This is a genomic window from Pseudoalteromonas sp. CH_XMU1449-3 (assembly GCF_037027245.1).
Classification (GTDB): Bacteria; Pseudomonadota; Gammaproteobacteria; order Enterobacterales; family Alteromonadaceae; genus Pseudoalteromonas; species Pseudoalteromonas shioyasakiensis.
In genome coordinates this window covers 83682-102147 of the sequence record NZ_JAYMDY010000009.1, presented here as the reverse complement: position 1 = coordinate 102147, position 18466 = coordinate 83682, and the positions used below count along the sequence as shown (strand labels likewise).

The 18466-nt window shown below is 40.4% G+C and carries 15 protein-coding genes and 1 tRNA gene; 14 read left to right on the top strand and 2 right to left on the bottom strand.

What is annotated here, in order from left to right; translation table 11 throughout:
• Positions 1-106 precede the first annotated feature (106 nt).
• The 12 genes from WA256_RS12725 (at position 107) to WA256_RS12670 (ending at position 13490) form a co-directional block, all read left to right on the top strand.
• Positions 107-2599: a DNA translocase FtsK gene (locus WA256_RS12725; protein ID WP_138519638.1), complete on the top strand. Its 2493-nt coding sequence runs from the start codon at positions 107-109 to the stop codon at positions 2597-2599.
• Positions 2599-3225, top strand: a complete 627-nt coding sequence (gene lolA / locus WA256_RS12720; RefSeq protein ID WP_062565165.1) for an outer membrane lipoprotein chaperone LolA — start codon at positions 2599-2601, stop codon at positions 3223-3225. Before WA256_RS12725 ends, lolA begins: the two co-directional genes overlap by 1 nt.
• A 3-nt stretch (positions 3226-3228) precedes the next feature.
• Complete coding sequence (locus WA256_RS12715; protein ID WP_138519637.1) at positions 3229-4566, top strand: replication-associated recombination protein A; 1338 nt, start codon at positions 3229-3231, stop codon at positions 4564-4566.
• The gene (crcB, locus tag WA256_RS12710; RefSeq protein WP_082389253.1) at positions 4559-4945 is read left to right on the top strand and encodes a fluoride efflux transporter CrcB; all 387 of its coding nucleotides are present in this window, start codon (positions 4559-4561) and stop codon (positions 4943-4945) included. Before WA256_RS12715 ends, crcB begins: the two co-directional genes overlap by 8 nt.
• 9 nt (positions 4946-4954) lie before the next feature.
• Complete coding sequence (serS, locus tag WA256_RS12705) at positions 4955-6259, top strand: serine--tRNA ligase (RefSeq protein ID WP_054561278.1); 1305 nt, start codon at positions 4955-4957, stop codon at positions 6257-6259.
• A 174-nt stretch (positions 6260-6433) separates the two neighbouring features.
• Positions 6434-6994: a sulfatase-like hydrolase/transferase gene (locus WA256_RS12700; RefSeq protein ID WP_335991937.1), complete on the top strand. Its 561-nt coding sequence runs from the start codon at positions 6434-6436 to the stop codon at positions 6992-6994.
• 32 nt (positions 6995-7026) lie between these two features.
• Positions 7027-7977 (top strand): sulfatase-like hydrolase/transferase, encoded by a 951-nt coding sequence (locus WA256_RS12695; RefSeq protein ID WP_335991935.1) that lies wholly within the window; start codon positions 7027-7029, stop codon positions 7975-7977.
• 168 nt (positions 7978-8145) lie between these two features.
• A complete protein-coding gene (locus tag WA256_RS12690) occupies positions 8146-9498 on the top strand; it encodes an ABC1 kinase family protein (protein ID WP_138519635.1) in 1353 nt (450 codons plus the stop codon).
• 1606 nt (positions 9499-11104) lie between these two features.
• Positions 11105-11542 (top strand): SUKH-3 domain-containing protein, encoded by a 438-nt coding sequence (locus tag WA256_RS12685; protein WP_138519633.1) that lies wholly within the window; start codon positions 11105-11107, stop codon positions 11540-11542.
• Positions 11543-11650: 108 nt separating this feature from the next.
• Positions 11651-12109 (top strand): hypothetical protein, encoded by a 459-nt coding sequence (locus WA256_RS12680; protein ID WP_138519632.1) that lies wholly within the window; start codon positions 11651-11653, stop codon positions 12107-12109.
• Positions 12110-12216: 107 nt separating this feature from the next.
• Entirely contained in the window at positions 12217-12750 is a 534-nt protein-coding gene (locus WA256_RS12675; protein WP_253108685.1) for a hypothetical protein, read from the top strand.
• Positions 12751-13052: 302 nt separating this feature from the next.
• A complete protein-coding gene (locus tag WA256_RS12670) occupies positions 13053-13490 on the top strand; it encodes a hypothetical protein (RefSeq protein WP_105174293.1) in 438 nt (145 codons plus the stop codon).
• An 866-nt stretch (positions 13491-14356) separates the two neighbouring features.
• Here the strand turns inward: WA256_RS12670 and WA256_RS12665 are convergent.
• Positions 14357-14433, bottom strand: a tRNA-Pro gene (locus tag WA256_RS12665).
• 105 nt (positions 14434-14538) lie between these two features.
• The gene (locus tag WA256_RS12660; RefSeq protein ID WP_062565175.1) at positions 14539-15156 is read right to left on the bottom strand and encodes an arylesterase; all 618 of its coding nucleotides are present in this window, start codon (positions 15154-15156) and stop codon (positions 14539-14541) included.
• Here WA256_RS12660 and WA256_RS12655 point away from each other — a divergent pair, their 5' ends adjacent.
• Together WA256_RS12655 and WA256_RS12650 are read left to right on the top strand one after the other, a co-directional pair.
• Positions 15157-15876: an ABC transporter ATP-binding protein gene (locus tag WA256_RS12655; protein ID WP_054561283.1), complete on the top strand. Its 720-nt coding sequence runs from the start codon at positions 15157-15159 to the stop codon at positions 15874-15876.
• Entirely contained in the window at positions 15866-18367 is a 2502-nt protein-coding gene (locus tag WA256_RS12650) for an ABC transporter permease (RefSeq protein WP_130166298.1), read from the top strand. The genes WA256_RS12655 and WA256_RS12650 overlap by 11 nt, the downstream gene beginning before the upstream one ends.
• The last annotated feature ends 99 nt before the right edge of the window (positions 18368-18466 follow it).

Here is an 18466-nt window from a genome sequence, read left to right as displayed (position 1 = left end):
TCATTATCAGTCCATCAAGGCTAAGATAAAGTGCATCAAACGGCATTTCCTGCTAAGGTATTTCACTGCTAATCGATCAGTAAAGAATAATAAGGAATAGGGAGCTATGCGCCTAAATGGTGTTCAAAGACTGTTAGAAACGGGGCTAATCATCAGCACCTTTGCTGCAGTATTTATTTTATGTGCATTAATCAGTTTTGATCCTGCGGACCCTTCATGGTCGCAAACCGGTGAATTTGTTAATGTTAAGAATATTACCGGCACAGCGGGAGCTTGGGTTGCAGATATCCTATTACTCACTTTTGGCTGGCTTGCTTATTTAGTGCCTGTTGCCATTCAATTGTTCGGTTATTTATTGTTTAAACAGCCACACCGTATTTTCCAGCTAGATTACACCACGCTTGCCTTACGTGTTATTGGTTTTGCGCTGTTTATTACTTCAGCGACGGCAATCAGCAGCATTAATTTTGACGATATTTATAACTTCTCATCTGGTGGGGTAGTGGGGGATGTTATTGCGACAGCAATGATGCCTACCTTTAATTTTACCGGCACCTCAATTTTATTACTGTGTTTTTTCTTTGCTGGTTTAACCCTATTAACCGGTATTTCGTGGGTGCAATTTGTCGATTTTGTCGGCAAGTGGGTAATGAAAGCATTTTACTTTTTACGTGAGCAATTTTCTGCTTGGTTACATCGTGAAAAAGAAGCCGTTAAAGATATTGCTACTACAGAGCCAGACGCTAACTTTGTAGAGCCAGAAAACGAGCCAGCTATAAGCTTTAATGATGCAGATGAAGAAGAACCAAAACCTACTAAGGCTAAGCAAAAGCCTGCAGAAAAAGCCGATGATGACTTTAAAGGCTTTGATGAACTAGACGATATTCTTGACCAAGAAATTGGTTTTAGTGCCCTTGATGATGAATCATTCGATACCGTATCGGCACTAAATGCGCTTGATCAGAGCCCAGTTGTTGAGCCAGAAAAACCTGTCACAACGGTTGTTTCGCCTGCGCGCCCTATGCCTAAACCAAAACCTGCATATGAGCCACCGCCAACGGCAAAAGAAAAATTTGAAGCACTGCTGGAAGAGCAGCCGCCTACAAACCCGTTACCATCACTTGATTTATTAGACCGCCCAGATAAAGCGAAAAACCCATTATCGCAAGAAGAGCTTGATGGTATTTCGCGTTTAGTTGAAACCAAATTACTTGATTTTAACATTCAAGCTGCGGTTGTGGGTGTGTATCCAGGTCCGGTTGTAACGCGCTTTGAGCTTGATTTAGCGCCGGGTATTAAAGTCGCTAAAATCACTGGCCTAGCGAAAGATTTAGCGCGTTCACTGTCTGCTGTAAGCGTGCGTGTAGTAGAAGTTATTCCGGGTAAAACCTATGTTGGTTTAGAGCTGCCAAACAAACACCGTGAAATAGTGCGTTTAAGTGAAGTTATTAACGCGCCTAAGTTCGAATCAAATCCATCACCACTGACTATGGTGTTAGGTAAAGACATTGCTGGCGAGCCGGTATGCGCTGACCTTGGCAAAATGCCACATTTACTTGTTGCGGGTACCACAGGTTCAGGTAAGTCAGTGGGCGTTAATGTAATGATATTAAGCTTACTGTACAAATCGGGCCCTGATGATGTTCGTATGATCATGATCGACCCGAAAATGCTTGAACTTTCTGTGTACGAAGGCATCCCACATTTATTATGTGAAGTTGTTACCGACATGAAAGAAGCAGCCAATGCATTGCGTTGGTGTGTAGGCGAAATGGAACGTCGTTATAAGCTAATGTCGGCACTTGGGGTACGTAACTTAAAAGGTTACAACCAAAAAGTGTTGGATGCCAAAGAAGCGGGTCAACCGATTCTAGATCCACTGTTTAAAGACACCGATGGCATGGCCGATGGCCCTGAAGAGCTAGATAAACTGCCAAGTATTGTGGTGGTCATTGACGAATTTGCCGACATGATGATGATCGTGGGTAAAAAAGTGGAAGAGCTTATTGCACGTATCGCGCAAAAAGCCCGTGCTGCAGGTATTCACTTAGTGCTAGCAACACAGCGCCCATCGGTTGACGTAATTACAGGTTTGATTAAAGCGAATATTCCAACCCGTATGGCGTTCCAAGTTTCAAGTAAAATTGACTCGCGTACCATTTTAGATCAGCAAGGTGCTGAAAACTTACTTGGTATGGGTGACATGCTTTACTTACCGCCGGGTACTAGTGTACCAGTGCGTGTGCATGGCGCGTTTGTTGACGACCACGAAGTACATGCGGTTGTAGACGATTGGAAAAAACGTGGCAAACCAAATTATATTGATGAAATTTTAAGTGGCGACGCTACAGAAGAAATTTTACTACCAGGAGAAACCAGTGAAGACGGTGATGAAGAGTCAGATCCGCTTTACGATGAAGCAGTATCATTTGTAATTGAAACCGGCAAAGTGTCGGTATCGAGTGTACAGCGTAAGCTTCGTGTAGGTTATAACCGCGCAGCACGCTTAGTTGAACAAATGGAAACATCAGGCATTGTTAGCGCACCAGGACACAACGGTGCCCGCGAAGTCTTAGTGCCAAATGGTGGAGCAAATTAATGAAAAAAATTAAATACCTAGCCCTAATTATGGGTTGTTTATTAAGCGGTCAAAGTTTTGCAGACGACAGCGAAGCGTTGCAACAACAACTGGCTGCGATTAAAAGTTTTAAAGCAGAGTTTTCACAACAAGTGACCGATTCGCAAGGCGAAGCTATCATGCAAGGTGAGGGGAATATTGCTCTTCAGCAACCTATGATGATCCGCTGGCAACAGCAAAGCCCAGACGATACCTTGTTTGTATCAAATGGCGACAAAACGTATTACTTCGACAGCTTTGCTGAGCAAGTAACGATTATGAATACCCACAGCCTGATTGATTCAACACCGTTTGTATTGTTGACCTCAAAAGATCCAGAGCAGTGGGCTAAATACCAAGTTGTGGCAACTGATGCAGGCTTTAGTGTCACGCCAAACAAAGGCGTTGAGAGCCAAGTTGAAAAGTTAGATATTAGCTTTAATGCTAAAGAGCAAGGCCTAGCATCACTGACAGTATTAGATACCTCTGGTCAGCAGTCTTTATTTACCTTTAAAGATGCTAAAGTAAACGAAGCACTTGCAACTCAAACCTTTGAATTTACCATTCCAGAAGGCGTTGAAGTTGACGACCAAAGCCAAGGTGATTAAGGCTTGAGTAATCTCGGATTTAATTTTGGTCCTGATGTGCGCCCACTTGCGGCGCGCATGCGACCAGAAACACTCAATGACTACATAGGTCAGCAGCACCTTTTAAGCCCCGATAAACCTCTTTACCAAGCCATTCTTGCTGGTCGATGCCACAGCCTCATTTTGTGGGGGCCGCCAGGCGTTGGTAAAACCACCTTAGCGCAGATTATTGCAAACCATGCCGATGCCAGCCTTATTCAAATGTCGGCAGTCACAGCAGGTGTAAAAGATATTCGTGAGGCCGTAAGCGAAGCAAAAGCAAATCTTGCTGGTCGAGGGCAGCGCACCTTATTGTTTGTTGACGAAGTGCATCGCTTTAATAAATCTCAGCAAGATGCATTTTTACCACATATTGAAGATGGTACTTTTATTTTTGTTGGCGCGACCACCGAAAACCCATCATTTGCACTTAATAACGCGATATTGTCTCGTGCCCGTGTGTATGTTTTAAAAGCACTTGAGCAAGCCGATTTATTTAACGTAATTGAACGCGCCTTACGTGAAGACGTAGAGCTCAGCCAAAAACACATTGAAATTGCCGAAAACGCTAAACAAGCGCTTTGCCAAGCAAGTGATGGCGATGCGCGTAAAGTGCTTAACCTGTTAGAACAAGCTGTTGATTTAACCTCGGAGCAGCAGGGTAAATACCTTGTTGACCAACATGTTTTAAGCCAAGTGCTGCCAACACACTTAGCCAAGTACGACAAAGGCGGTGATGAGTTTTACGACTTGATTTCAGCGTTTCATAAGTCAGTGCGAGGTAGTTCACCTGATGGCGCCTTATATTGGTACTGCCGTATTTTAGCAGGGGGCGGCGACCCACTTTATGTGGCTAGGCGCTTATTAGCGATTGCTACAGAAGATATTGGCAATGCAGACCCGCGAGCAATGGAAGTTGCACTCAATGCGTGGGATATTTTTCAACGTGTTGGCCCAAGTGAAGGTGAGCGCGCTATTGCACAAGCCACCATTTATTTAGCCAGTGCCCCGAAAAGTAACGCAGTTTATATGGCATTTAATCAAGCTATGCAAGATGCTAAAAATGAGCCGAGCCATCCGGTGCCAGAGCATCTACGCAATGCACCAACTAGCTTAATGAAAGACTTAGGTTATGGCGCTGAATATCGGTATGCACATAATGAGGAAGGTGCATTTGCAGCAGGCGAAAAGTATTTCCCTGAGGCAATTAATGATCGCCAGTATTACTTCCCAACCGACCGCGGGCTTGAACAAAAAATAAAACAAAAGCTGGACTATTTAACTCAGCGCAACGAGCAAAGTGATATTAAACGTTATGAATAGTTTGAAACTTTACATGATGATTGCAATGGGTGGCGCTTCAGGGGCATGTTTACGCTATTTTCTTAGCGAAACCATGCTAAAACTCCTCGGTAGGGGATTCCCTTTTGGCACGTTGACAGTTAATATTCTTGGTTCATTGTTAATGGGCATTTTATACGGCTTGATTGAAAAAGAAATAATCGCTGTTAGCCCCGCTAAAACCTTAATTGGTATTGGCTTTTTAGGTGCATTGACCACCTTTTCAACATTCTCAATGGATTCGTTGTTGCTCTTGCAACAAGGTCACTTTTTTAAAATGGCCCTCAATATCACCTTAAACGTGGTGGTGTGTATATTTATGGCTTGGCTGGGCCTTCAGCTGGTAATGCAAAAAGGTTAAAAATCGAACATGTTAGATTCTAAATATTTACGTCAAGATATCGAACAAGCGGCTGCACGTTTAGCATCACGCGGTTACGAACTTGATACTGCAGCGGTAACTGCACTTGAAGAAAAACGCAAAACATTACAAGTAAAAACGCAAGAACTTCAAAGCGAGCGTAATGCAAGTTCCAAAGCTATCGGCCAAGCAAAAGCGAAAGGCGAGCACGAAAAAGCACAACAGCTGCTTGATTCAGTTAGTAATCTTGGCGATCAACTAGACAGCGTTAAAGCAGAGCAAGATGCAGTGTTAGAAGAGCTTAAGCAAATTGCACTTGCTATTCCGAACCTACCTGATGAGTCTGTTCCAGTAGGTGAAGACGAAGATCAAAACGTTGAAATCTCAACCTGGGGTACGCCTAAGTCATACGACTTTGAAGTAAAAGATCACGTTGATGTTGGTCAAGACGTAAACGGCCTAGACTTTGAAATGGGCGTTAAAATCAGTGGTGCACGTTTTACCGTTATGCGCGGTCAAGTTGCACGTATGCACCGTGCTCTTACGCAGTTCATGCTTGATACGCACACAGAGAAAAACGGCTACACAGAAATGTATGTGCCTTACCTAGTTAATAGCGCAAGCTTATACGGCACAAGTCAATTACCTAAGTTTGCTGGTGACTTATTCCACACCTTAGGTTTAGTGGATGACGACGGTCAGCAACAACCAGGTTTTAGCTTAATTCCTACAGCTGAAGTACCACTTACGAACAGTGCTCGTGACGAAATTTACGACGAAAGCGACTTACCAATTCGTTTAACAGCGCATACGCCTTGTTTCCGTAGTGAAGCGGGTAGCTATGGCCGTGATACACGTGGTCTTATTCGTCAGCACCAATTCGACAAAGTTGAATTAGTACAACTAGTAAAACCAGAAGATTCAATGCAAGCGCTAGAAGAGCTAACAGGTCACGCTGAGCAAATCTTACAAGCATTAGAACTTCCATACCGTAAAGTGATTTTATGTACGGGTGATATGGGCTTTGGTGCCGCAAAAACTTACGATTTAGAAGTATGGTTACCTGCACAAAACACTTATCGTGAAATCTCATCATGTTCAAACATGGTTGATTTCCAAGCACGTCGTATGCAAGCGCGTTTCCGTCGTCAAGGCGAGAAAAAGCCAGAGCTACTTCATACACTAAATGGTTCAGGCTTAGCGGTTGGTCGTACCCTTGTAGCAATCTTAGAGAACTACCAACAAGCTGATGGCTCAATTGTTGTACCAGAAGTATTACGCCCTTACATGGGTGGCTTAGAAGTAATTAAATAGGCTTAATTTTTAGTCATTTTATGAAACCGCATTGGGAAACCATGCGGTTTTTTTTTATTTTTTGATAATAATTAATTGCGGTAAGCAGTATGTTTAGTAAACTAAAAATAGGTACTATCAGTTTTAAAACTAAATCACATAGTATTTTATTACAATACACGAAGGACTGCTGTTATGAAAAAACTACTCGCCGTAGCATCTGCTGCTTTGTATTTAGCAAGCTCTGTCGCTTTTGCTAAAGATAAGCCCAATATCCTCATAATATTCCCCGATGATGTAGGCTGGCAAAACGTCAGTGCATATGGCCTAGGTACCATGGGTTACAAAACGCCAAACATCGATAAACTCGCCCACGAAGGCGCAATGTTTACCGATCACTATGCACAACCATCATGCACTGCTGGTCGCGCTGCCCTTATTACCGGCCAGTACCCAATCCGTAGTGGCATGACAACTGTTGGCAGACCAGGTGCAGAGCTTGGTTTAAAAGCGGGCTCTTATACCCTTGCTGAGGTTCTTAAAGAGCAAGGTTACGCTACAGGTCAATTTGGTAAAAACCACTTAGGTGATCGCAATGAGCACTTACCAACCGTTCATGGTTTTGATGAATTTTTTGGAAACTTATATCACTTAAATACGCAAGAAGAATTCGAGCAACGTGATTATCCAAAAGACCCTGAATTTTCAAAAAGTATGGTACGCGAGGTGTTTTACATACTTACGCAACTAATGTAGATGATAAAACTGTTGATCCACGTTTTGGTAAAGTGGGTAAACAAAAAATTGAAGATACCGGCCAGCTTTCTCGCGAACGTATGAAAAACGTAGATAAAGAGTTTATGGCTGCGAGCCTAGATTTTATCAAGCGTGCAAAAAAAGCTGATAAACCTTTCTTTGTTTGGTTTAACCCAAGTCGTATGCACATGTATACGCGTTTAAGTGACGAAAGTCGTTATTTAGCTGAAGAGTACACCACAGAGCATGATTTATACGGCAGTGGCCTAATTGAACATGACCAGCAAGTGGGTGAGTTAATGGCTGCGCTAGATGATATGGGTGTACTTGATAACACTATCGTTATTTACTCAACAGATAATGGTCCAGAGCACAGCGCTCGATTACACGGCGGTACAACACCTTTCCGTGGTGAAAAGATGACAACTTACGAAGGCGGCGTACGCGTACCAATGATTGTTCGTTGGCCAGGTAAAGTCCCTGCAAATACGATACTAACGGGTATTCAATCGCACATGGATATTTACACAACCCTTGCAGCAGCAGCGGGTGAACCAAATATCGCGAAAAAAGCCCTTAAAGAGCATAAGCAACCGATTGATGGTGTAAACAACTTAGATTATTGGTTAGGTAAAACAGACGAAAGTGCGCGTGATAGTTTCCTTTATTATTACGAATCAAGCATCAAGGCTGTGCGTTATAAGCAGTGGAAACTTCATTTCGAAACGAGCGAAAACTATTACGCTCAGTATGAGAAGCAAAAGTTCCCGATCATCTATAACTTACGTATGGACCCGTTTGAAAGCTTTGATGGCCTAACAGACCGTTCAGACATTGTGCAAGCTAAGCAATGGCTAAATGAGCCTGTGCAACATCTACTTGGTGAACACATTAAGTCATTGACTGAATATCCACCACTGCAAAAAGCAGCGAGCTTTGACTTTAGCCAACTGATGGAACAGTTGATGTCTGGTAAGCAGTAACACTCAATAAAACGATTTATTAAGTTGTTAATCTAAATAAATAGCCGCATCTGGAAACCATGCGGCTTTTTACTTTTGGCGAAAAGACTGTAGACAGTAAAAGCCAAAGTGGATCTAAACGCGAGCAATCAACGTATTCAAAGCATAAAGTTAATAGTGTGAAGCAATATGAGTAATAAACAAAAGTCAGTGCCAACATCACGGTTTTCACGCGCTGCTCGGCTTGGCTCTTTAGCTGGTAAAGTCGCAGGTAATATGTTGTTTGAAGGCACAAAAGCATGGGCAACTGGCAAGCAAACATCACGACAAGAGTTATTGTTACAGCCTAAAAATATTCAGCGCTTTGCCGAACAGCTTGCAAATTTGCGTGGCGCAGCAATGAAATTGGGCCAGCTGTTATCTATGGATAGCGGTGAATTACTCACTCCTGAGCTATCTGCAATTTTAGCAAGGCTGCGTGCAGAAGCGACACCTATGCCGCAAAAGCAGCTAGTTAAAGTAATGCGTGAGCATTGGGGTGATGCGTGGTTAGAGCAATTATCGCATTTTGAACTCAGACCATTTGCTGCGGCATCAATAGGGCAAGTGCATATTGCTTATCGAGAATCGGGCGAAAAGTTAGCAGTTAAAGTGCAATACCCAGGTATTGCAAAAGGCATTGCCAGTGATGTTGATAACTTAGCTTACCTTCTTAAGCTCAGTGGCTTATTACCTAAAGAGGTAGAAATACAGCCTCTTATCGATGAAGCAAAACAACAGCTTATAAACGAAGCAGACTACGAATTAGAAGCTAATTATTTAAAACGCTACAGCGAGTGTTTAAAAGGTGACGACAATTACCTTATTCCTAATGTGGTAGATTCGCTTAGTTCTTCTCAAGTATTAGTCATGAGTTTTGTTGAAGGGCAAGAACTCGATGAACTGGCAAATACAGGGCAAGAACTCGATGAACTGGCAAATACAGAGCAAGCGCTACGTAATAAAGCGGTTGAACAGTTACTCAGCCTATTTTTACGTGAATTATTTAGCTTTAAACTAGTTCAAACAGATCCAAACTTTGCCAATTATCAATATCAAATCGACAATCAACGCCTAGTGCTTTTAGATTTTGGTGCCACCCGTGAACTACCTCAGCATATTAGTGATGGTTACTTACAGCTATTATCTGCCGCGTATAATAACGACAGAGCAGGTGTGGCAACAGCAGCACAGCAAATTGGCTATTTTCAACAAGGGCTTGCTCAAGAATATATAGATAATGTCGTTGATATATTTCTTCTCGCCTGCGAGCCACTGCGCCATCAAGGTGAGTATGACTTTGCAAATAGCGACTTACCAAAACGCATTAAAGAACTCGGCCTAAAAATGAGCACCGCATCAGAACATTGGCACGCACCACCGGTAGATGCCTTGTTCGTTCACAGAAAACTAGCAGGCCTGTTTTTAATCGCTGCAAAGCTAGGCGCAAAAGTGAATGTGGGTAGTATTTTTAAGGATTTTGAAGCACAGAGTGAAAAATAATAAAACGGGAGTTTGGGGTAACTTATTCTGCTCCAAAACAAGTTAGGGTAAACCCACTTATGGCTGCTTTTAGAGAAGCAGATATTCAAAGTGTTAATGAACAAATAATCAATTCTCGTTATGTTAAATAATTGGCTTCTCGTTAAAACTTTCATAGAAATTTAAGTTACTAATTTTAATGCTATTTTTCATGCATGTTCTCGAAATGTAATTTTCCCTACTCTCGAATAAGTAAATTCTCGGTTATATGGGATTCTAAACAATTGTAATTCCTTTAGGCTATGTGTAAGTTATTAATAATTAAATTAATAAAAATCGTATTTTGATAATTCTGGAAATTGACACATTAAGTGTTAACGGGAATTCTCGGTAATACGCTGTAAGCTGTACAGGGAGTTAGATGTACGTTTTGTGTAAATGGCATGTTATTGTCAAGTACATATTAAACCACGATGCAGGGGAGAGATTCTTTCCTATTATGACTTGCGCATTTTGGTTGAGCATTGTCTTACAAAGCATTATCTACATTGCCATCAATAACCCATTTGGAATCAGATTAGACTCCAATCTTTATGAGGTTGTTATTGTAGCGTTTTTCTTTTCTACAACTGCTTTGTTTCATGTCGCAGTAAAACATGAACTTCGTTACAAAAAAGCTGAAGATTGGTTTATCAACTTAAACAATTGCACTTCAACAAAGCTCAAAGTTTGGGTTAGCACATTAATGTTGTTAGCTTTTTTTACTTTTATGCCCTTGGCCATATTTCTAATGTAAGTACAGCTAACAAGCAATTAAACAGGGATTAAAAACAGCGGGCTCTTCGCTCTATTTTAGCCCACTATTTTTAACCCGTTAATCGAGCGTTATGTTTTAATGGAGGAGTGGTGAACTTAGGAAGCTTGGATAGCGCAATTATCAAAAGCCTGTCATGGGTAGCCTTAGGAATAATCGTAATAACTTTGGTTATGGGTTCACTACCTACAACCGCTAGTGATATTACTGGCTTATTTGTATCAAGTTTACTTTTTTTAAGTGTCTATTTACTTGTATCGTTGGTCGGGTGGCTATGTGTCGGCTTTCCTGTTCATTGGGTAATTTGTAAATATGCAAATGCTTCCTTCAAGATCTATATGGTAGTTAGTATTCTAGTAAGCTTAACGTTGTATTTTGTTCAAAGTCAGGATTCTGTATTATTTGCGCTGACTGCATTGTCCCAAGCAATGATATTTAGGTTCTATGTGTATAAGAAAACCTAACAAGCTGTTTAAGTATGGGACTGCTAAAGCTTGGTCGGTTTCGCTACCTTTGCATTTTAGCCAAACATTAATCAGCCCCTAACTGGGTGTTACCAAGGCCTTTCTTTTATAGAGCCGCCCTTCGTCTGTTCACAATTGCTTTTTTATTTCATCAAAGTAAAGTGCTTGCATAGTCACGAAAACGATCCAATCGCTTGTTTTTGTTCTGAGACAAAAGCTAAAGCTCCTGCATTTTAGTAGTATTGGCAATTACTTAAGAAGTTTGTTACAAATGAGTCATTCAGAAAAGCGAGCGATACAGTGGTAGAAAAACACCCGATTTGCTTGCTATAAACATGTTAGGCTTTTAATGGACACCGAGCAATATATTCAGAAATTGTTTGACGACTCTGGTTGGTATGAAGGAAGAAATGTAAAAGTACAAACTAATGTTTTGGATTTATTTAAGCCAGCATACAAAAACGCAATAAGAGTTCTAAAAGAATACGGAGGTCTAACCGTAGGTGAAGTCGCTCCAGGTCGAGACTTTTCAGCGAGTGAAATTTGTTTTTACTCTAAAACTTTTGATTTAGTCAAAGAGTTTGATAAATATTGGACTAACATAAATAGCCTCTTCTCTGTTGCCTCAGCCCATCGAGATCACATGCAAATAGTTGTCGATGAATTTAATAACTTTTATATCTTTACAGATCCAGATGAGCAATTATATTTCGGTGGCTCGTTTCAAGATACAGTTAACAAAGTCTTACTTGGTATAAATTACGGTAATGCGCTAAGCAAAACCTAACTAAATAATTATGAAAAGGACGCAAAAAGCTTGGCTTGCGCTCCTTTGTCGCTAATTTTAGCCAAGATTTATCCGCCCTCTATACGGCGTTAGGGTTACAATCAAGCAATGAAGTGGACTGAACCTTGGGTTAAATCAATCCAAAATCAAGAAAGATATAGCCTCATTTCAAAGGGGGTATTAATCAGCTACCTTATTTGGACGTTGTTTTTCGTTTTTTTGGCAGTTGTAAGTCTGTTGACAAAAGATGACTTTATCAATCATCTGGTTAAAACTATTTGGATTGCGCCTGTAGGAGGTTTCATTTTAGCTTGGGGCATGTATACGATCAGGTGGCTGTCACCAGTTAAAATTGATTCCGGCCCCAAAGGTCTTATTAGAATCAAAGCAGATAATATAACTTCGATACCTTGGGAGCTGATATCTTCGTATACTTTTATTGTTGACGGCATAGTTTTTAAGTTTACAGATGATAGTGAAATTACATTTTTATTACCTAAAGATATAGATCGAGATTTAATAGCAAAAGAACTTGAAGCACACTCAATCAAAAAAGGTGCTTTATAACCTTAACAAGGTAATTAAATCGAACACAAATCATCAGGCCGTGTACGCTCTAAATTGTAGCCTGCTATTTTGTTCCGTTTATCACGGCGTTAGGCATCAAGGAAAGTATGGACAATAATATTAAGGTCGGAGATTGGGTCAGAAGCTATGGTTCAGGAATATGGAGAGTTCATCGAATTCTAGAAATCAATGATTTTGATATTCAAAGTCAAACTAACAAACCTAGAACTGTTGTTTTCTCTTCACGCTTTGTAAATGACTCTTATGAGCGATCCTTTGCAACAGAATGCTGTGATTCAACATTTGTTTATCATTTGCAACAAGCCGAGCAAGATGAACTCGATTCATTTATCAATCAAAATCCTGATTTATATACTAAATTCAATGCTTATAAACCAAAACCCATTGACGCTATTTACAACGCAAAAATAAATATTCCAGTTTCAAAAAGTAAACCTGAGTTGGAAGAGCTCTTAATTAGTTACCAATCATTATTTTTAGAGCAACTCTTTTGTCAGTTGCATTCTTCAGGTTTAGTTTCAAGTGATAACAAAGGCTGGACAGCACAATTTGTAGCTAAAGATCATGAGGCTGTTGATGGTAAATTAGTGTATAGCTTTTCAACGTTATTGACGTTTTAGATATTAAGAAATCCATTTAAAGAAGTTTTGATTTAATCTGTAAATTGCTTCAAATGGAATAACTTAAAGAGCAATGTTTTTCATAATTCTTTAAGATAACGCGCAAGGAATTATTGTACAACTATCAATGCAACACACTTTAAAGATAAACAATTATAACTTTCTCTTTAAGGATAAGAACTGTAAGCTAAAAAATAACAATAAGAAGGTTGTTTAAAGTTGGCTAGGAAATCGTTTTAGCGAATTCTATTCAAGCTTATATACCCATTTTGGGTTTCATAACTAAAGGAATATTACCAAATATGAAGTTATCAGTGTTTTTAATAGCGACATTATTATCTTTCAATTCTTTAGCATCAGATTATCAATCTGAAATTGATGATTTTTTTAAGCTTTACCAATCTGGTAAGGTAAATGAAGCCGTAGATTCGATTTACAAAACGAACAAATACGTATCTTCAATTCCTGATCAAGTTAAAAATGTTAAAACTCAATTGAATGCTCTTGAAGGACTCGTTGGAGAGATAAACAACGTAGGCAAAATAGACACCTATTTTGTAGGTGACAACTTTGTGCATGTTACCTATTTAGTGACTTATGATAGACAACCTTTACGTTATGAGTTTCAATTTTTTAAAGTAAAGCAAGGTTGGAGAGTCTATTCATTTTCGTTTGATGATGCTTTGACTAATGAGATCACTTCACTAGCTAGAGAAGCGGCATTATCTTCTAAAAAGTGAAGGTAACTAGGTCAATTACACAGCATTTGTTAAAAGAGCGAATGCTGTGATGTTTATTTTAAAATACTTACTATAGCAACTCGCTATTTCACTAAAAACTCTGAATTTGCGTTACTCGTAATTGGTAGTGATCCCTTTTGACCTTTTAAAAAGGTTGCTGTTTTGGATTCGGCAATTCTATTATGAAATCAAAAAACATATATTAGTGATTTTCAAACATAACAAGAAATTAAAAAAGGAGAAAACAGTCGGCGTTTGCTTCTCCTTTGTTGATGTAGCCAAGCATTTATGCGCCTAATAGTAATGGCGCTGTTCTCAAAAGGAGATTGGTATTAAGCTCAATAGTTTCATCGATAAAATAGAATCGCTATCTGACAGTGAAAGATGCGACTTTTTTCGAATGTTAGCTCACTCATTAACTGTGTCTGTTCGTGTTTATTTGTGGGATAAGGAATTGGATCTCAGCGAAAAGCTCGATAGGATCAAATGGTTAAACGAAATCAATCATAGGGTGATCACCAAAATTATTGTGATACCATATGACAAAGAAGAAATTGAAAGCTTCATTGAAATGGTGAACGACTATATTGAAAAAAATCTGATGATTTATGAACAATTGGAACACTGTTTTAATTCGTCACTCCATCGTATCGGTGGCAAGTGAAAACTTATAAGGCTAACTGAGGTGCCATTAGCTGTCTTACTATATATCCCTCCAATCAACACCTAATACCCCAAAAAATGAGAAAATAAGTTTAGCTTAATATGGTGCGATAAATGTGCGATATAAATAAAGGAATGTATGTTTAAAGTGCGATAAATTAAGCTGGTAAGTTAAGTAACTTATTGAATAGAGTGTAGAAAAATGGTCGGCATAGCAGGATTTGAACCTGCGACCCCTGACACCCCATGACAGTGCGCTACCAAGCTGCGCTATATGCCGACGTTGCAAGCCATAGTACGGCTTTTTTTATAAAAATCAATATCCCCGCAGTTTGATTGCTTGTTTATTGTTCAGGTAATCCACATTAAATCAATGGGCTAGAGGTTAATCTAGCCAATCGTTGATCGTTTTGTACATAAAGTCGCGTATTAATGGCTGAGCATCGGCATTAGGGTGCAGGTTATCGTTTTGCATAAGTTCTGGACGGCCTGCAATACTTAGCATGAAAAAGGGCATGAGCTCAGAATCTGTTTCATCGGCAATGGTTTTAAAGCTATCGGTGAAAAGTTTGGTATAACGCGGGCCATAGTTAGGTGGAATTTGCACTTCCATTACGGCGGTTTTCGCCCCGATTTGTTGGCTTTTTGTTATTAAATCACGTAGGTTAGCTTGCAGGCGTTTAATAGGGAAACCTCTTAAACCATCGTTTCCGCCAAGCTCAATGAGTACATGAGTGGGTTCAAATTCGCTCAGTAACGCGTCGAGTCGTCTTAGGGCACCGCCTGTGGTTTCACCGCTAATACTGGCGTTTACTAGGTATACAGATTGGTCTTTTTCATCGTACTTATCTTGTAACAATTTAACCCAGCCTTGCTCTTGTTTAAGTCCGTAAGCGGCGCTTAAACTGTCACCTAGAATTAAAATTGTGTTGTCAGCTGCTGCCGTAAGTGGTTTGATTACTAACAGTAAAACGAATATAAAACGTAGGATTGGATGCATCATATGTCAGCGCTTTCTCAATTAAACATCATTCAAGTTAAAGGACTTTCTAAAACGGTCACCACGGTTGAGGGCGACCTGACCATCCTCAGTGACATCAGCTTTAATGTCAAGTCGGGCGACTCAGTTGCCGTGGTAGGCACCTCAGGTTCGGGGAAGTCTACTTTATTAAGTTTATTAGCAGGCCTTGACCAATCAACGGGCGGCAGTATCCATTTAGACGGAGCCGCATTACACGAATTAGATGAAGAAGCACGCGCAGCACTTCGCGCTGAAAAAGTAGGTTTTGTATTTCAGTCTTTCATGCTTGTACAAAGCTTAACAGCCCTTGAAAACGTAATGCTTCCTGCTGAACTTGCGGGTAGTAAAGACGCTAAACAACAAGCACTTGAGCTACTTGAAAAAGTAGGTTTGAGTCATCGCGTGGGTCATTACCCATCGCAATTATCTGGTGGTGAGCAGCAACGTGTAGCAATTGCTCGTGCATTTATTGGCACACCGAAAATTTTATTTGCCGATGAACCATCAGCGAACCTTGATAGCAAAAACGGTAAGTTAATTGAGTCTTTATTATTTGAATTAAATAAAGAGCACGGCACAACACTCATTTTAGTAACCCATGATGAGCAGCTTGCACAAAAGTGTCAGCAAATTTTACATATTGAAGCAGGGCAGCTAGTAACTGTAAAAGAAAGCGAAGGAGTGCAAGCGAATGTGGGCTAAATTAGCACTAAAACTGTTTTCACGTGAGTTTAAGCGTGGCGAATTAACAGTGATCAGTGCAGCAATAGCCTTAGCTGTGCTCACTGTTTTAACATTGTCTATGGTTACCGATCGAATTGGTCAAAGTATTGAAGAAAAAAGCAGTGCTTTTATTGCGGCTGATCGCGTTTTAGCAAGTAACCATGCTTTACCTGCTGAGTTTTTAGAAAAAGCCAACCAAGATAACTTACGCACCGCTAAAATAACTTACTTCGACACCATGCTATTTGCCGGTGACGAAATGCAGCTTGGTTCGGTTAAAGCGGTATCAAACACCTATCCGTTAAAAGGCGAGTTAAAAGTTAAAACTAGCCTGACTGGCCAACCAGAAGTAACAACCGAGATCCCAAGCCGTGGTGAAGTATGGTTAAGTGAATCTGTGTTTTATGCGCTAAACATTAAAGTGGGCGATAAAGTAGAGCTTGGCGCTGCTACGTTTACTGCTAGTCATGTTGTAGCCGAAGAGCCAGATGCACCGTTTAATGTGTTTTCGAGCAGCCAACGAATCTTAATTAATGAAGCAGACATTGCTGTTACAGAGGTAATTCAGCCGGGGAGTCGGGTGTTTTACCGTCAACTTTATGCTGGCGACAAAGACAATTTAGATACCTTCTATGCGTGGTTAAAACCACAAATGAAAGAAAACCAGCGTTGGTATGGTGTTAAAGACCGCCAGTCACCTATTTCTAATAGTTTAAATCGTGCCGAAAGCTATTTATTGCTAGCTGGTTTGCTTGGCATTATTTTAGCTGCTGTTGCTATTGCGGTATCGGCAAAACGGTATTGTGAGCGTCAGTACGACCCAGTTGCTATGATGAAAACGCTTGGCGGTAGCCGCGCTATGATCCGTAAAATCTATTTATTACATTTGAGCCTTGTATGTTCAATGTCGGTGATTGTCGGTTTACTGATTGGTTATGGTTTACAAGCGGTTGCCACGGATTATTTGGCACAAACCATGGGCACAGCATTGCCGAGCGCATCGGCTAAACCTTGGATCATTGCGATTAGCACAGGTGTGATTTGTGCGGTTATGTTTTCAATTAAACCGCTACTCGATTTATTTGATATTCCGCCGCTACGTGTACTTCGCCGTAACTTAGGCGACCGTTTATTGGTAAGTAAAGTGCATCTTACTATGTCGGCGCTTACTGTGTTTTTACTGATGTGGTTATTTAGTAACAACCTCAAAATTAGTGCAATTTTGTTCCTTTCGACGGCATTTTTAATTGCCGTGTTATTTGGTTTATCAAAGGTTATTTTTGGTGGTGGCCGCAAACTTGGTTTAAGCCCTGGTAACAGTTGGTCATTGGCGATTGCGTCAATTCAAAAGCGTGCCAATGTGAATGCGGTACAATTAATTAGCTTTGCTTTGGCCATAAAACTATTACTGTTTTTAATTGTACTTAAGAACGACATGATTTCGGATTGGCAGTCTCAGCTTCCTGAAAATGCCCCTAATTCATTTTTAGTGAACATTACTGAGCAAGAGTTAGAGCCTATAACTAGCTTCTTAGCGCAAAACGATATGCCAACGTCTGATTTCTATCCGGTTGTGCGTGGCCGTGTAAACGCTGTTAATGGCGAGTTGGTTGCCCGCGAAGTATCGCAAGAAGACAACGAAAAGAAAGATGAAGAAGCCCGCTCTGGTATTGGCCGTGAGTTAAACCTAACTTGGCGTAAAGACTTACCAAATCAAAACGAACTTATCGACGGTACATGGTTTAGTGAAGACTCAGTAGCCGAGGCATCGTTAGAAGAGTCGATGCTTGAACGTCTTGATGTACAAATTGGCGATACGCTTACTTTCTTAATTGGTGCACAATCATTCGATGCAAAAATTACCAGTGTACGTAAGGTTAATTGGACCACACTTAAACCTAACTTCTTTATTATTTTAAGCCCTGATGTGCTTGCGAGTTTTCCTGCTACTTATATTTCATCAGTGAATGTAAAAGCAGAGAAAAAACGAGAGTTTAATGAGCTAATGCGTCAATACCCCACGGTTAACGTGATAGATGTTGAGAGTTTCATTAAACAAATTCGTTCAACCATAGAGCAAGTATCGTTAGCGATTGGCTTTGTACTAGCGATTGTGGTTGCCTGTGGCGCTTTAGTACTTATTTCGCAAGTGCAAGCAAGTTTAGGCGAGCGAATGCAAGAGATTGTCATTTTGCGAACTTTAGGTGCGAAAGGGCGCTTAATTAAAAATGCCACCTTATATGAGTTTTTACTATTAGGCGTTACTGCAGGTTTAGTCGCTGCCATTGTCAGTGACATCGCTCTGTTAATAGTGCAAAAACAAATGTTCGATTTAGCAGGTAAGTTCCACCCTCATATTTGGGTGATTGGCCCAGCAGTCGGTGGCTTATTCGTGGCATGTTTGGGCTATTTGATGATAGCCCGCACAATGCGAAAAAATACCCAAGGCTTATTACGCTCACTCGCGTAAAAGTCTCTTGAAGGTTGGCTATAAAATGCTCGCAATTGCGGGCATTTTTTATGAATTGCAATTGGTTACTGGTAATTTATACAGTGCTCTGGCATTATT

Coding starts and splice junctions, on each gene's coding strand:
- WA256_RS12680 (WP_138519632.1), top strand. CDS start 11,651: ATGAAGTGGACTGAACCTTGGGTTAAATCAATCCAAAATCAAGAAAGA.
- WA256_RS12660 (WP_062565175.1), bottom strand. CDS start 15,156: ATGATGCATCCAATCCTACGTTTTATATTCGTTTTACTGTTAGTAATC.
- WA256_RS12690 (WP_138519635.1), top strand. CDS start 8,146: ATGAGTAATAAACAAAAGTCAGTGCCAACATCACGGTTTTCACGCGCT.
- serS (WP_054561278.1), top strand. CDS start 4,955: ATGTTAGATTCTAAATATTTACGTCAAGATATCGAACAAGCGGCTGCA.
- WA256_RS12725 (WP_138519638.1), top strand. CDS start 107: ATGCGCCTAAATGGTGTTCAAAGACTGTTAGAAACGGGGCTAATCATC.
- WA256_RS12670 (WP_105174293.1), top strand. CDS start 13,053: ATGAAGTTATCAGTGTTTTTAATAGCGACATTATTATCTTTCAATTCT.
- WA256_RS12700 (WP_335991937.1), top strand. CDS start 6,434: ATGAAAAAACTACTCGCCGTAGCATCTGCTGCTTTGTATTTAGCAAGC.
- WA256_RS12650 (WP_130166298.1), top strand. CDS start 15,866: ATGTGGGCTAAATTAGCACTAAAACTGTTTTCACGTGAGTTTAAGCGT.
- WA256_RS12675 (WP_253108685.1), top strand. CDS start 12,217: ATGGACAATAATATTAAGGTCGGAGATTGGGTCAGAAGCTATGGTTCA.
- crcB (WP_082389253.1), top strand. CDS start 4,559: ATGAATAGTTTGAAACTTTACATGATGATTGCAATGGGTGGCGCTTCA.
- WA256_RS12655 (WP_054561283.1), top strand. CDS start 15,157: ATGTCAGCGCTTTCTCAATTAAACATCATTCAAGTTAAAGGACTTTCT.
- WA256_RS12685 (WP_138519633.1), top strand. CDS start 11,105: ATGGACACCGAGCAATATATTCAGAAATTGTTTGACGACTCTGGTTGG.
- lolA (WP_062565165.1), top strand. CDS start 2,599: ATGAAAAAAATTAAATACCTAGCCCTAATTATGGGTTGTTTATTAAGC.